17 protein-coding genes and 1 pseudogene are annotated in these 14452 nt (G+C 65.0%); 13 read left to right on the top strand and 5 right to left on the bottom strand.

The annotated features are described in order from the left end of the window. From ACJH6H_RS16060 to ACJH6H_RS16100, 9 genes are all read left to right on the top strand, one after another. Window positions 1-744 (top strand): thiazole synthase, encoded by a 744-nt coding sequence (locus ACJH6H_RS16060; protein WP_256370123.1) that lies wholly within the window; start codon window positions 1-3, stop codon window positions 742-744. Further along, window positions 741-1511, top strand: coding sequence for an SGNH/GDSL hydrolase family protein (locus tag ACJH6H_RS16065; protein WP_260936700.1), 771 nt, complete (start codon window positions 741-743; stop codon window positions 1509-1511). Before ACJH6H_RS16060 ends, ACJH6H_RS16065 begins: the two co-directional genes overlap by 4 nt. Before the next feature lie 34 nt (window positions 1512-1545). Further along, on the top strand, window positions 1546-2454 hold the full coding sequence (locus ACJH6H_RS16070) for an ATP-binding cassette domain-containing protein (protein WP_061003627.1): 909 nt from the start codon (window positions 1546-1548) through the stop codon (window positions 2452-2454). After that, entirely contained in the window at window positions 2451-3194 is a 744-nt protein-coding gene (locus ACJH6H_RS16075) for an ABC transporter permease (RefSeq protein ID WP_061009317.1), read from the top strand. Before ACJH6H_RS16070 ends, ACJH6H_RS16075 begins: the two co-directional genes overlap by 4 nt. Window positions 3195-3476: 282 nt before the next feature. Beyond that, a complete protein-coding gene (locus ACJH6H_RS16080) occupies window positions 3477-4001 on the top strand; it encodes a hypothetical protein (RefSeq protein WP_234785282.1) in 525 nt (174 codons plus the stop codon). A 111-nt stretch (window positions 4002-4112) separates the two neighbouring features. Then, window positions 4113-5363: a hypothetical protein gene (locus tag ACJH6H_RS16085; RefSeq protein WP_061003623.1), complete on the top strand. Its 1251-nt coding sequence runs from the start codon at window positions 4113-4115 to the stop codon at window positions 5361-5363. A 39-nt stretch (window positions 5364-5402) separates the two neighbouring features. Then, window positions 5403-5999 (top strand): phosphatase PAP2 family protein, encoded by a 597-nt coding sequence (locus ACJH6H_RS16090; RefSeq protein ID WP_406775273.1) that lies wholly within the window; start codon window positions 5403-5405, stop codon window positions 5997-5999. A gap of 171 nt (window positions 6000-6170) precedes the next feature. Beyond that, a complete protein-coding gene (locus ACJH6H_RS16095) occupies window positions 6171-6326 on the top strand; it encodes a hypothetical protein (RefSeq protein ID WP_165605570.1) in 156 nt (51 codons plus the stop codon). A 46-nt stretch (window positions 6327-6372) separates the two neighbouring features. Further along, entirely contained in the window at window positions 6373-7050 is a 678-nt protein-coding gene (locus ACJH6H_RS16100; protein ID WP_061003619.1) for a response regulator transcription factor, read from the top strand. Here ACJH6H_RS16100 and ACJH6H_RS16105 read toward each other — a convergent pair. The 4 genes from ACJH6H_RS16105 to ACJH6H_RS16120 all read right to left on the bottom strand — a co-directional run bounded on the left by ACJH6H_RS16105 (window position 7011) and on the right by ACJH6H_RS16120 (window position 10932). After that, window positions 7011-8399 (bottom strand): HAMP domain-containing sensor histidine kinase, encoded by a 1389-nt coding sequence (locus ACJH6H_RS16105; protein ID WP_276555120.1) that lies wholly within the window; start codon window positions 8397-8399, stop codon window positions 7011-7013. The two genes, ACJH6H_RS16100 and ACJH6H_RS16105, sit on opposite strands and share 40 nt — an antisense overlap. Window positions 8400-8539: 140 nt before the next feature. Continuing rightward, complete coding sequence (locus ACJH6H_RS16110) at window positions 8540-8998, bottom strand: hypothetical protein (RefSeq protein WP_138250719.1); 459 nt, start codon at window positions 8996-8998, stop codon at window positions 8540-8542. Window positions 8999-9195: 197 nt separating this feature from the next. Continuing rightward, window positions 9196-9654: an aminoacyl-tRNA deacylase gene (locus ACJH6H_RS16115; RefSeq protein WP_061003612.1), complete on the bottom strand. Its 459-nt coding sequence runs from the start codon at window positions 9652-9654 to the stop codon at window positions 9196-9198. Window positions 9655-9699: 45 nt separating this feature from the next. After that, window positions 9700-10932 carry an acetyl-CoA carboxylase biotin carboxylase subunit family protein gene (locus tag ACJH6H_RS16120; protein WP_073694771.1) on the bottom strand — a complete coding sequence of 411 codons (1233 nt, stop codon included), beginning with the start codon at window positions 10930-10932 and terminating at the stop codon, window positions 9700-9702. Between the two features lie 70 nt (window positions 10933-11002). Here ACJH6H_RS16120 and ACJH6H_RS16125 point away from each other — a divergent pair, with 70 nt between their 5' ends. From ACJH6H_RS16125 to ACJH6H_RS16140, 4 genes and pseudogenes are all read left to right on the top strand, one after another. Continuing rightward, window positions 11003-11644, top strand: a complete 642-nt coding sequence (locus ACJH6H_RS16125) for a DUF6875 domain-containing protein (RefSeq protein WP_064860949.1) — start codon at window positions 11003-11005, stop codon at window positions 11642-11644. 652 nt (window positions 11645-12296) lie between these two features. Beyond that, a pseudogene (locus tag ACJH6H_RS16130) lies at window positions 12297-12461 on the top strand (PAS domain-containing protein); the annotation flags it as partial. A 28-nt stretch (window positions 12462-12489) separates the two neighbouring features. Further along, window positions 12490-12927, top strand: coding sequence for a PAS domain-containing protein (locus tag ACJH6H_RS16135; protein WP_131808858.1), 438 nt, complete (start codon window positions 12490-12492; stop codon window positions 12925-12927). Window positions 12928-13247: 320 nt separating this feature from the next. Then, window positions 13248-13997, top strand: a complete 750-nt coding sequence (locus tag ACJH6H_RS16140; protein WP_163692956.1) for a GGDEF domain-containing protein — start codon at window positions 13248-13250, stop codon at window positions 13995-13997. Between the two features lie 179 nt (window positions 13998-14176). Here the strand turns inward: ACJH6H_RS16140 and ACJH6H_RS16145 are convergent. Further along, a partial coding sequence (locus ACJH6H_RS16145; protein WP_406775274.1) for a hypothetical protein occupies window positions 14177-14452 on the bottom strand: 276 nt, incomplete at its 5' end.

The following is a 14452-nucleotide window of genomic DNA, read 5'->3' on the forward strand; positions in this document are numbered from 1 at the left end:
CTGCGCATCGCCGACCGGGAGTTCGGTTCGCGGCTCATCATGGGCACCGGCGGTGCGGCGAATCTTTCGATCCTGGAGGAGGCACTCGTCGCCTCGGGTACCGAGCTGACCACTGTCGCGATGCGGCGCATCGACGCCGAAACCGGCACCGGTGTACTCGATCTGCTGAACAAGCTCGGCATCGCCGCGCTGCCCAACACCGCCGGCTGTCGCGGCGCGGCCGAAGCGGTGCTGACGGCGCAACTGGCGCGCGAGGCGCTGCAGACCAACTGGGTGAAACTCGAGGTGATCGCCGACGAGCGCACCCTGTTGCCGGACGCCATCGAGTTGGTCCGCGCCGCAGAGCAATTGGTGGATGACGGCTTCGTCGTCCTGCCCTACACCAACGACGACCCGGTGTTGGCGCGCCGGCTGGAGGACACCGGCTGCGCGGCGGTGATGCCGTTGGGCGCGCCGATCGGCACGGGGCTGGGCATCTCCAACCCGCACAACATCGAGATGATCGTCGCGGCCGCCGGCGTGCCGGTGGTGCTCGACGCCGGCATCGGCACGGCCAGCGATGCCGCATTGGCCATGGAACTGGGTTGTGACGCAGTGCTTCTCGCGACGGCGGTGACCCGGGCCTCGGATCCGCCGATGATGGCCGCCGCCATGGCGGCGGCGGTCACCGCGGGTCGGCTGGCCTCGCGGGCGGGCCGCGTGCCCAAGCGGTTCTGGGCGCAGGCATCCAGCCCCGCGCTATGACGACGCGGTATGTCGCCCTCGGTAGTTCGATGGCCGCCGGGCCCGGCATCGCGCCGGGCGCGCCCGGCGCGCCGAAGCGATCCGGCCGGTCGGCGGTCAACTACCCGCATCTCGTCGCCGAGCAGCTCGGTTACGACCTTGTCGACGTGACCTTTTCGGGTTCCACCACCGCCCACGTGCTCACCGAGCGGCAGTTCGGTGAGCCGCCGCAGGTGGACGCGCTCGACGGATCCGAGTCGTTGGTCACCATCACCATCGGCGGCAACGACGCCGGCTATGTGCTGATGCTCGGGGCGGCCTGCCTGCCGCGGTTCTTGCGGTCGGTGCCCGTCGTCGGCGGGCGGCTGCGCGGCCTGCTCGACCCGGCGGAACGGGACCAGGCCCTTGACGTCGTGGGTGAGTCGTTGAAAACCGTTGGGCGAGAGGTGCGTCGACGTGCGCCGCGGGCCCGGGTGCTGTTCGTCGATTACCTGACGCTGCTGCCGCCGGCGGGAGTGCCCGCACCACCGATCGGTGCGGCCGATGCCGAGCTGGGCCGGCACGTCGCCGCCCGGCTGGCCGAGCTGACGGCCGCCGCGGCCGCGGCGGCCGGATGTGAACTGGTGCCGGTCGCAGCTGCCAGCCGTGCGCACCATGCGTGGTCGGCCGATCCCTGGACCACGGCGTTTCATCTGCCACTGCCGGGCCGGGTGGCCCCGCTGCACCCGAACGCCGCGGGTATGCGCGCCGTCGCGCAGATGGTGATCGAACGCGTATCGTGCGCCTGATGGCGCTGCCATCAGGCAAGGGGGTTGTCCGGCGATGATCCAGCTGACGGGATTGACAAAGGTTTTCGGGCGCAAACGCGCCGTCGATGATTTGACCTGTTCCGTCGAGCCCGGTTTCGTCACCGGTTTCCTCGGGCCGAACGGCGCCGGTAAATCCACCACGATGCGCATGATCGTCGGGCTGGACAGGCCGACCTCCGGCATCGCGACGGTGCTGGGCAAGACCTATCACGAGCTGAAGCATCCGCTGCGCAGCGTCGGTGCGCTGCTCGATGCCCGTCAGGTGCATCCCAATCGCACGGCGCGCGCTCACCTTCGGTGGCTGGCCGCCAGCAACAAGCTGCCGAAGGCCCGTGTCGATGAAGTACTGAACATCGTCGGATTGACCGATGTCGCGGGTAAACAGGCCGGCACGTTCTCGCTCGGGATGTCGCAGCGGTTGGGCATCGCCGTGGCGCTGTTGGGTGATCCCGAAGTGCTGCTGTTCGACGAACCGGTGAACGGGCTGGACCCCGAGGGCATCAGGTGGATTCGGACGCTCATGCGCGACTTGGCATCTGAGGGCCGGACGGTGTTGGTGTCCAGTCATCTGCTTGCCGAGATGGCGAACACAGCGGACCGGCTGCTGGTGATCGGGCGGGGACAGTTGATCAGCTCGAGCACCATGGCGGAGTTCCTGACCAGCTCCGGGAGCGACACCATTCGGGTCCGCAGCCCGCAGCTGGAGCGTCTTCATGAGTTGCTGACGGCGCAGGATGCGTCGGCGCAATTGGCGGACGGCGTGCTGCTGGTTCGCGGAATCTCGACGGAGCAGGTGGGGGAGTTGGCTGCCGGTCACGGAATCGTGCTGCACGAATTGGCCGCCCAGCAGGCCTCGTTGGAGGAAGCGTACATGCGACTGACCGACGACGCCGTCGACTACCGGGCGGTGGGTGCGCCATGACGATCAACGCCGAGCGGATCAAGCTGCAGACCACGCGGTCGCCGATCTGGCTCATCCTGACAGTTGCGGTGGTGGGTCTGGGGTTCGCCGCGATACAGGCGGCGGCACTGGGTCCGCACGGGGTGCTCAAGCCCGAGCGGGCGGCCATCGGCGTCAGCGTCTTCGGTGTGCCGGTGCTGATGATCCTGTCCGCGATGTCGATCACCGGGGAGTACCGCTCCGGCATGATCCGCACGACGTTCCTGGCCACCCCCAACCGAGCGTGGGCACTGGCAGCGAAAGCGCTCGTGACGGCGGCGCTTTCCGCGGTCGTCACCGCGGTCATGGTGGCGGGCTCGATCGCGTTCGCGGCGTCGTTGGTGACCGCAGAGCAGGCCGAGGAGTTGTCCTTCTCGAACGCGGAGGTCTGGCGTGCGATCGGCACGATGTCGCTGTATGCCGTGCTGGGCGCGGTGCTGGCGGTCGGTCTGGGCGGGTTGTTGCGGCACGCGGCGGCAGTGGTCGCGGTGGTGTTGTTGATGCCGTTCGTCGTGGAACCGGTGCTCGGCGCGCTTCCTCAGGTCGGCGCACGGGTGGGACCGTGGCTGCCCTTCGGGAACGCGTACACCTTCACCAGGACCCCCTGGTTCCAGACGTTCTCGTTGTGGTGGGGACCGGCCGGCGCGGCCCTCTACTTCGCCGCAGTTGCGGCGGCGGTGTTCATGCTGGCGCTCGTGGTGGTCACCCGCCGCGACCCGTAGGGCATGGGTGTCTGCTCTCAACGGCCGAATTGGTTTGGCGCACTGGGCCTTCCCGGCGGAGTTGCGAGATTCTGCTGGAGATGGCTCGGTACTTCGATGGCTCCAACTTCGCCGCGATTGGGTCGGGCTTGTACTCCGACCAAGTCGCCGCCCGCATGGATCGCAGTCACTGCGGCCACCCTCTGGTAGCTGAATGCTGGCCTCGACTCGAATGAACCGGTTCCTGCCTGGGCTTCGTCCAACCGCCGATATTCGGACAGTTGTTGCTCTACCATCGCGCGTATGCCGGAGACTGACCCTGAAGCGCCGTCAATCTCGCGTCAGCCCGTTGCGGTAGATCTGCAACCGAAGTGGTTGGCGCCCGCATCGCTCGGAATCGCGGTCATCGCGCTAGGGGTTGCGGTCTGGGCGCTGGTGTCGCCACCACATCAGTCGTCGCCATCGGTCCCAGAGCCCACCGAGCAACAAGTCGCCGACGCGAAGGCTCGCGCGTGTGCCGCCTTCACCACCGTGCGCACGGCGGTGGCGCTACAGACGCACACCGAACTCGGCTCTGAGCCGGTTGCGGTTACGGCGGTCACAGCAGTCTCGCGTTTGGCCATGAGCAGTGGTGCTCAGTACTTGCAGACGCATCTGGACCGGGCCACGCCGGCGGACCTCACGGCCGCGATTCGCGAGTTTGCCGTTGACCTGCAGGATATTTCGATGTACGGGCAGGCCGGGATCGGCGGGGCCGACCCGGCGCAGGCGGGTCGGTTGAAAGCCGGCGAAGCTGTCAGCACGAAGATTGCCGGCCTTTGCAAGTGAGCCGCGGGGAAGCTCCGCACGTGGGTGTTCACCTGGTCCACCTGTAGGACCGACGACAGGCCCCTTCGTTCTCAGCGTCAGTTCAGCAAGCGGTGACTACCTTCCGCAGGCATGACCGGTGCTGCCCGCCCCTCAACGATCGTGAAGCGCGTGACTGCGAGCAAGGTTCCCGAAGTCACCATCTGGTTCTGGCTGATCAAGGTGCTGTGCACCACGGTCGGAGAGAGCTTCGCCGACTGGATCAACCAAGGTCTCGGTGTGGGTCTCGGTGCCACCGCGGTGCTGTTCACCGCCGTACTGGCCCTGGTCATGGGGGCCCAGCTGCGATTGCCGCGCTACGTCCCTGTCGTCTACTGGCTGACGGTCGTGGTCCTCAGCGTCACCGGCACCCTCTACACCGATCTGCTCACCGACGCCCTTGCCGTCCCGATGGCCACGAGCACAGCCGTCTTCACTGTCACTCTGGCGGTGGTGTTCGCGGTGTGGTTCGCCCGGGAGCGGACACTGTCGATCCACAGCATCACAACGCGACCGCGGGAGCTGTTCTACTGGCTCGCTGTCCTGGTCACCTTCGCGCTCGGCACCGCCGCCGGCGACTGGACCTTGACCCTGACCGGGTGGAGTGCCGGGGTATCGGTACTGCTCCCGGTCACCCTCATCGCCGCGGTGACCATCGGCTGGCGCGTCGGGGTCAACTCCGTGTTGTCGTTCTGGCTGGCGTACATCTTGACCCGCCCGCTGGGCGCCAACCTCGGCGACTGGCTTGCCACACCGCGCAGCGCACACGGTCTCGGCCTCGGATACGGCCTGACCAGTGGAATCTTCCTCGCCGCGATCGCCGCTGCTGTCGGCTATCTGACCTGGACCCGCATCGATGTGATCGAGGTCGACGATCAGGCGGCGGCCCCCGCGCCGAAGCGCACGCTATCGGCGGTGAGCACCGTCGGTTACTACGCCGTCGTGGTCTTGGCGGCCGGCGCCCTGCTGCAATGGGCCTCGATTCAGCCGCATGGCCCCGTCACCGACAGCGAGGAAGGGCCCGCGCCGACCGCGGCGGCCGCGCCTCTGGTGCCCGGCAAGGTCGGTGCCTTCCCGGCGACCGATATTGCGCACTTCCGCAACGTCACCCAAGACACGCTGGCAAAGGTCGATGCTGGAGACCAATCCGGCGCCCGAGCGCGGATCACCGACCTCGAAACCGCATGGGACCACGACCAGGACCGGCTGCAGGCCATCGACTCCAGCGCCTGGACGGCGCTGGACCGGGAAATCGACGCAGCACTCAAGTCCGTCCGATCCAGCAGCCCAAGCGTTGACGACGAAAAACAATCTCTGACAACGCTTTTGAACAGTCTGCGCTGATTCCTTCAGTCATTCGCAACTCAGAACGACAAGGCCGCGATGGACCTCGATACCCGAATCTTTTACTACATCAACAATTTCGCCCGGGACACCCCGTGGCTGCACCCGGTCGTGGCCGGATACGCCGAAGACGGTGTTGTACTGTTCGCCAGCTTTCTCCTCGCTGGATGGTGGATCGCCCGCAGAACCAACAACCCCAGTGCGATGGCAGCGGCGGTATGGGCGCCTTTGGGTGTGCTGGCAGCGGTGGCCATCAACCAGCCGATCGCCGATACCATCAATGCCACCCGTCCCTGTAATGCGCTGCCCCACATCGTCGTCTTGCATTGCAACACCGACGGTGGCTTCCCCAGTGACCACGCGATGATGGCCGGGGCCGTCGCTGCCGGGGTCTGGCTGGTGAATCGACGACTCGGCGTCATCGCCGCCATCGCGGCAGTGGCCATGGCATTGGCTCGCGTCTATGTCGGTGCGCATTACCCCCAAGACGTCGTTGCCGGTCTCGTTCTGGGTGCGACCCTGAGCGTTTCCGGATATCTCGTCGCCCGGCCGGTGCTGAGCCGGCTGGTGGAACGCGCCGCCAGGACCCGGCTGCGGCCGCTCATCACGGCCGCTGAGCCAGGTGCCGTTCACTGAAGCAGACTGTGGCGGTGGGCTTTTCAGCAGTTTTGCGTTTGAAACGTGTGCGCGGGTCTTCAGGCCTGTTCGCGCTCAGCGTCCTCACAGCGACCTGCTGTCAGTCTGGTGGCATACCCGACAGCTGCTCGGCTTCGATCAGCTGGAATCCCGTGAAAGGTGTTGATGGACATGACAGCCCGGCGAGAAGCAATCAACCTGATGGTCGGAGCCCTGATGCTGGTGGCGGCGACGATGTCGGTCCACGAGGCCCAGGAGCGCGCCCAGAACGCACCGGCTCTGTCGAACGGCGGGCACTACGACAGCGCACTCGTCCAGGGGATGTAGCCGGCCAATTTATGGCCGCCGCCTCAGTCTGTGCCAGGCTACGCAGGTGAGAGTGCTGCTGGTCGAAGACGAGCCCATGCTGGCCGAGACGATCACCGCTGGGCTGCGCGCCGAAGGGTTCGTCGTGGTCGCGGTGGCCGATGGTGCCGAGGGCCTCTGGCAGGCCACCCACGAGCAGTTCGACGTCATCGTGCTCGACATCATGCTGCCGGGTCTCAACGGCTACGAGGTCTTGCGCAAGATGCGCGCCGCACACATTTGGACGCCGGTGCTGATGCTGACCGCCAAGGACGGCGACTACGACCAGACCGACGCCTTTGATCTGGGCGCAGACGACTATTTGACCAAACCCTTTTCGTTCATGGTGCTCACCGCGCGCTTGCGGGCCTTGATTCGCCGCGGCGCACCGCAGCGTCCCGTCGTGCTGACTGCCGGCGACATTTCACTGGACCCCGCGCGCCGGACCGTGCACCGGGGTGGCGAGGACGTCTCGCTGACACCGCGAGAATTCGCGCTCCTGGCATACCTGTTGCGCCACAAGGACACTGTCCTCACAAAAACCCAGATCCTGCACAACGTCTGGGACAGTCACTACGACGGCCCCGACAACGTGGTGGAAGTCTATGTCGGCTATCTGAGACGCAAGATCGGCTCGGAGGCGATCACCACGCTCCGTGGCGCAGGCTACCGGCTCGAATCCGGCGAACCGGCAAGCGGCAACTGAACCGTCACCACGGTTCCTGCGCCAGAGCGTCGGTCCTCGATGCTGACCGAGCCATCGTGGGCGGCCACGATCTCGGAGACGATCGCCAACCCCAACCCGGTACCACCACCACGCCGGGATCGGTCGGCGTCCAGCCGGAAGAACCGCTCGAAAACCTTGTCCCGTGCGGCGGCAGGGATTCCCGGGCCGTCATCGATCACCTGCACGACGGCGTTGTCACCCTCGGCGCGCACGACGATGGTCACCTCGCTGGTGGCATGGCGGGCCGCGTTGTCGGCCAGGTTGCGCAACAATCGCACGAACCCGTCCGGATCGACGCTGGCCTTTACCGCCGAAAGATCGGAGACTATTCGCAACGTCGTTTCCCGTTTGAGTCGTGCCGCCTCCGCAGTCGCCAGATCGTCGAGATCGGTCTCGACACGACGCAGCGGCAAGCCGCGTTCATCGGCGCGCGCCAGTAGGAGCAGGTTCTCCACCAGGGTCTGCATCCGGCGTGCTTCCGGCAACAATGCGTTGGTCAGCAGCGTTCTGTCGAGGAGATCGGGGTGGGTGGCTCCGATCTCCAACGCGGACACCACCGTTGCCAGCGGGCTCCGCAGCTCGTGGGATGCGTCCCCGACAAACCGTCGTTGCGCGGCATGGCCGGCCTCGATGCGGGCCAGCATGTCGTTCATGGTCACCGCCAGCGCGGAAATCTCATCCGACCTGCGACCGACGGGGACCCGCTCGCCCAGATCGAAGGCACTGATCGCCGACACTCGCGACCGGATGGCCTCCACGGACCGCAACGACCGGCGCACCAGCAGGTATGTGACGACTCCGGCCACCACAGCCACAACCGGCGCCGTGATCGCCAGCATCTGCCCGGCAGTGCCGATCATCTGCTCGATCGGCTCGATGCCCCCGCCCACAAGTACCGTGTACTGCCGCCCCTTGCGGGATGCCACTGTGATTGTGCTGACGCGCACGTCGTCGTCATCGGTTGCCAGCACCCCGACCTGGGCACCTTCGTGCGGCACAGGAATCAACGGGGTCTGCGGTGCGCTGTCGGATCGCTCCACCACGGTGCCGGCGGCGTCGGCGATCTGCACGGCCACGATCCGGTGATCGGTGTGCATCAATACCGATTCCACCTCATCGGGTGGTTCCTTGCGCAGCACATCGGCCACCGCCTGGGCGCGGGCCTCCGCTGCGTTGTCCACGTCGGCGCACATCATCCGGTACAGCAACAGCGTCGAGGCCGACCCCACGATCACGAGGCCGGCCAGCACCACCGCCGCGGCCACCAGCGCTGAGCGGACCGCAATGCCGCCGAACCAGCCACGCCACCGGCCTGCGAAATCCCTCAGCGCCACGCGGCGGCTCACTCGGCGCCCTGGCCTTGCAGGCCCCTCAGCGAGACCCACCCACGACCGACCCACATCGCTCCATCATTCACTGCCGTCTCCGGCAGCGATGTCACAGCGTGCGTCCTCGGCGGCGCGCGATGTCATTGCCCATCCGAAATCCATTTCGGTGCAGGCGAATTGAACAGAGATTGCCGCGTGGACGGCAACCGCACGCTCACTGCATTGGTGCACGCGCCGCGTTCACCCAAGGCAAGTGTCCCGCCGTGAGTGGCGATGATCCGAGCAGCCAACTCCAGACCGGAGTTGCACTTTGACGACATCCGGCCGGTGTCGGCGACCGCGATATGGGGGCCGTCGTCGCGGATGATGATGACCGCCTGAGCATCTCGGCGGTACACCTCAAGCTCGATCGCCGATACGGCGTTGCAACGTGCATGTTCGACCAGCGCAGTGACCGCCCGGTTCAATGTCGTAGCGTCACCCACCACGTAGGTCGGCTGCAGGTCGGTTCGGATCGACAACCCAGTGTTTTGCCGCAGCCGTCCAGCATGCTGGACCAACACATCATCGAGAAAGACCATTTCTCCTTCTCGGCTCACGGCGTTGTCCTTTCTGGTCGTGTGAATGACCGGCGGCCGAGGCAACATGCTTGCCTTCGGTCAGGTGTGGCGCTACGCCGGGCATATACCTCCCGACCGTAGGAGCCACGACCTGAAGACACGCTGAGAACGATCAGAAATTAGAGTTCGCCAGCACGGCTGTGCCGCCCGTATTCGTACCCGCGTGCGGTGGGACGCTATCGGAGATCGACGGGAACTGCGTCAGTGGTGCGTTGTAAGTCGCGGGGGGCGAGTTCGATTTCGATTCCGGCTGCTCCGCCACCGACCAGAACGGTGTCATAGGTCAGCGTGTGTTGCGCGATGACGACGATGAAACTGGGGTCCAGGCCCAGTGGTGATACCCCGAGTCGGGGGTAGCCGGTAGTCGCTTCTAATTGCACGCTGCTGGCGACTTCGATTCTGCTGCAACCGAGTTCGGTGGCAACACGTTTGAGGTCTACCCGAATGTTCACCGGGCAGGTGACGGCGATCAGTCTGCCCGTGGAGTGTTCGTGGCAGATCAGCGTTTTCATAATCCGGTCCACGGGGTAGCCCAGCGCGGCTGCGAAGTCCGTCGGCGATGAGATGGGGCCGGGCAGGGCGGCGTGATCGTGCACCCGGTGCGTCACCGCGGCAGCGGCCAGGTGCGCGCGCACTCGCGCGTGCAATTCTGTCATTGATGTCCTGTCTCGTGAGTGGTATCAGTCGTTGAGCAACAGGGTGTTCAGACGCCGGTGGGTTTCTAGCAAGCCCTCGTGGTCGTCGGCGCAGCCACGTGCCATCAGCAGGTAGCCGTAGGAGCCGTCGCGCAGGTCGACTTCGGCGGTCATTGACCGTAGCGCAACGTGTTCGATGCCGGCGACGGTGCGCAACTGTGCCGACCAATCCGGTCGTAGTCGGACTCGTTGGCCGATCGGCGGCTGGAGGGCCAACTGGTAATGGACCCCGGCTGCGTTGCCCGGCCTCCGGTCGACGATCTGTCCGGCGGCCGAGTTCAGCGCGCATTCAAAAAGGTCGATGCCGGTTTGTGCGGCAACCAGGTCGGTGATGCCGCCGCCGGGAACTCTCCCGTTCACTTCGATGATGTGGGGCCCGGTCGTGGTCAGTTTGATCTCGATGTGTAGGCAGCCGCATTGCACGTCGAGTGCTAGTGCTGCCTTTAGCGCCACGTCTGCGACGTCGTGTCGCTCGACTGGGCTCAGTATCGCCGGGAGGAAGGCGCCGGTTTCTCGGAATGGTTCGGCTAGGGGCATGCGGCCGGTGATTGCGAGGACCGAGGGCAGCCCGTTGTCCACCACCACTTCAACCGAGACGTAGTCGCCGACGCCGCCGCGATCGGTTGGTGGGAAGTCACCGAGGAGTTCTTCGATGATGGTCGGTCGCCATGGGTTGGCGTGGCATCGGATTGCCAATTCTGCTGCCAGCGCCGGGAAATCGGGAATGCAGATGGTGTCGCGGCCCCCGTGCCCCGACGCCGGTTTCACCACGACCGGGTAGGTCAGCTTCTTGAGTAGTTCGTCGGCGCTGGTTGCCCTGGCCGGGCTGTCGATGCCGACAAACCCGGGTCCGGGTACGCCGGCATCGGCCAGTGCGTGGCGTTGGGCGATTTTGTCGACGAGTAGCCGTGCTGTGCAGGCATGGTTTGCTGGCAAACCAATATTCCGTGCCAGGGCGGCGGCATGCTCGATGCGTGAGTCGGCAAATGTGGTGACGCCGACGACATCGTGTAGTGTGAGCTGCGCGGTCACCTTCTCGGTGGAACTGCCGTCGGTAATGACAACGCTTCCGAATCGTCTGAGTATTCGTGCGTCGGTCTGACCGGCTAACCAGACGAGGTGAATCCCGTTTCGTGTCGCCGTCTCTGTGAGTATGAGCAGCGGGACCGAGTCGGGTTCATATACGATCGCGATTCGACGTTCGGTGGGCACTGACATGGGTGTTTTCACCCTCCACGGGGATATCGCGACAGCTGCGGCGGTTAGCAGAGACAGGGAGATTGTGCACATGGCGGTCACCCTGCTTGACGGTCTTTGCAAATTATCTGACGGCGACGATTCCGACAACGAAACGTCAGAATTTGCTCACCTGCTGCGCGGTTGGATTCGTGAGTACCTCATGGAACCGCATAGGGACCTGGGGCGGGCGGGACCGGTGTGCCCTTTTGCCCGCGCCTCGTTGGATCAGGACATGCTGTGGATTACCGCGGTGCACAGCGAACTACCGGCATTCTCCAAGTTGGTAGCTGAGCTGCACACACTGCGTGACACATTCCTGGAGCTGGAGCCGGCTGATGGCCCCGAGAGCCTGCTCAAGGCGGTGTTCATCGTGTTCCCCGATCTGACCGACGTCGCCGTCATCGATGCGGTGCAACAGGCACTCAAACCCGAATTCGTTGACGCCGGCCTCATGGTCGGCCAGTTCTATGACGGCTGCACCGAGCGCGGTCTCTGGAATGCCGACTTCCGTCCGCTGCAGTCGCCCGTTCCGCTCCTCGCGATACGGCACATGGTGGGCAGTGACTTCGCTTTTCTCAACACCTCGCCGGCCTGGGTCGAGGCTTACCTGCGACGGTTCGCGCCGACCGTCCCCTCGCCAGTGCGCGCGGCCTTAGCGGACAGATTCAGCGACCCGACCCCGCCCGGCTGAAACGCAGAGCCTGGCGTTCGCGTCGCGGACAAGAGCCCGCCGCGGCGGGGCCGTTGACCAAAAAGCGTTCGATCACCGGTCCGCATAGGTGAGCATGGTCCGCTAGGTAGGAGTATCGGCTAATAACTTAGCTCATATCATTCACAGTTAATTTCTGTTCGACACTCGTCAGTGGTCCTCTCGGAGTTGTGGCCGCACCTCCGGGAGGAGTCGTCTTCTCGCGGATGCGTCAAGTGCAGTTCGCGGATATTCGTCAGTAATACGTGTTCAAGACCGCCGATGATGTTGGGATGACCCGGCGGGTGGTAGTGAATGGCGCGATCGGTCGTCGGCGCGCGATCAGAACTTCTTTGCGACTTCTTTGCGCCCAGAAGTTGAATTAGCACTGCATCAGTGATTTGCTAGAAGTGCTAGCGCCAGTCATTTTTCGCAGGTGGTTGGTGGGGTTTGTCGCGCGACGGCGCGACGCGGGGAACGGTGTTCGCGCACCGGCTGACGGGACTGATGCATGGCAGGGAAGTACTTCGCCGACTCGGCGGCGCAGCGGTATGCGCAGACGCTCAAGACCGCCCGATCATTGCAGAGAGGCTTGGCAGGGGTCGTCCCGACTGTCGTCGGGCAGTGTCTGTCGGCCCCGATGGGAGCGTGACGCATGCATAACAATCATGCGACGGGGCACGATTCTGGTACCTCGTGGAATGTGTCAGTCGGTGCATCGGCAGCCAGCTTCCGGAGCCTCAGCGAGACCAGCCCTTACGCCGTCCTGGTGCACGATCGTGGACGTGTAGTGTACGCCAACGCCGCGGCGGCGAGTTTGACGATGGCCGAGTCGACGGGGCAGATGGTTGGCGCTCATCACCGACTTTGTGCATCCCGCAGCAATTTTGAGCGCCTTGACCGCTCCCGGCGACTCAGGCCAGGCATCGGCACCAGTGATGTCGGTTTTGCTGCGCTGCGATGGAACCACGCTCGACATCGAAGCCACCACGGTAGCCACCCCGTGGGAAGGTCGCCCCGCCCATCAGACGGTGCTGCGAGCGGTGACCACGCCAATAGTGTTGCACAGCAATACAATTAACCACGAACTGCATGTCCGGCATGCGCCGGAGGCCATCATCACCGCCACCGTCGACGGCCTGATCACCGGATGGAACATCGCTGCCGAGCGGCTGTTCGGGCGATCAGTCGCCGACTCCCTCGGGCAGCTGATCCGCGACGCGCTCGGCGTCGAACTCGATGTGGTTGCCATCGCCGCAGAGGGACGTGCCCGCGACCTCACCTGATACACGTTGACAGGAGGGCCTGTGGCGGTGCGTGTCTCTGTCGCAGCGGTCGACACCGGGTACATCCTCATCTGCACCGACCGCGCCGACGCGCTCGATACCACACAGCACTATCAGTCGGTGGTGACATCGCTGGACCGCGGCATCGTGGTCATCAATCGTGACGGCACCATCGCCTCCATCAATCCGGCCGCCATCCGCATCCGCGGACCCGGGGGCGGACGCTTTCCTAGTACACATGCTGAGCGCGCGCTGGACTACCCGGTTTCGACACCGAGGGAAACATGGTGCCTGCCCCGCAGCGGCCGGCCAACATCACCTTGCGCACCGGGCAGCCCGTCTACGCGCAGGTTCTCGGCCTGCGTCGCGACGATGGCCATCAATCCTGGATTTCGTTCACCACAACCTTGCTCAACCCCGATGAACCCGAACGTTCGCCGATTGTCATGTCGCTCACTGACGTCACCACCGAGCACCTGACCAATCTGCATCTGCGCCGCGCGGCGCACCACGACACGCTCACCGGGCTACCCAATCGTGGCCGCGCCCTGGCGATGATCACTGCGGCCATGACGCCCAGCGACCACCCTCATCTGGCGGCGCTGATGTTCATCGACATCGATCAACTCAAACGGATTAATGACTCGCTGGGGCACCACGTTGGCGATGTGGTGTTGCAAGCCTGCGCTGAGCGTCTCCAGGGGGCGATCCGCGCGACCGACACCCTCGCCCGTGTCGGCGGCGACGAATTCGTGGTGCTCGTCGCTGCACCAGCCAGCGCCGCAGACCTTCAGCAGATCGCTCGGCGGCTGCACCACGCCCTCGAGAACCCAATCGTCACCGATGAGCACACCATCGCCGTCAGCGCCAGTATCGGCGTTGCCGGCGTCGACCCGACCCGGCCAACAACGCCCACCGATCTTCTACGCCAGGCCGATGCCGCCATGTATCAGGCCAAAGCGACAGGTTCGGGCGAAACCCGATTCTTGTCGGTACATTCGGCCACCCCTCGGCACCGATCCGACGCAGACCCGCGTCATTCCTCTACGCCGCCCGAACGCAGGTTGTAGGTATGCGGCGGGAAACGTAGGCCATTCTCAGCTTGCTCGGCGCGCGCGGTACATCGCCTTGTCGGCGCGGTGCACGCTTCCATCGGAAAGCGTTTGCCCTTCCATAGTGGTGCGATCGCCTCCTCATCGGCATAAAGCACTGATCCCCGTCACGTAGCGAGCCAAACGACGCGAGAGCCTCAGCATGTACCTTCCCTGCCATCGCGATGGGCGTTGCCGCCCTTGCGTTTTGCTTCGAACTTGGCGTGATCGGTGTCCTCGATGGCGGCATCGACAATGGTCGACCGCCGCCTCGATGCCGCACCCGCAAAAGAAGATGCCGTCCGCAGAAAATGGAAACCACCCCGTCTTTTCACGATTGGCCGAGCATAGATTTGTGGCTCTTCGCAGTTGAGGGTGTAGAGGTCATCGGCGCGTCGTTGCCGGGATAGGGGTCGAGGTCTCTCGAAGATGAA

The organism is Mycobacterium sp. SMC-21, from assembly GCF_045310825.1.
Lineage (GTDB): Bacteria > Actinomycetota > Actinomycetes > Mycobacteriales > Mycobacteriaceae > Mycobacterium.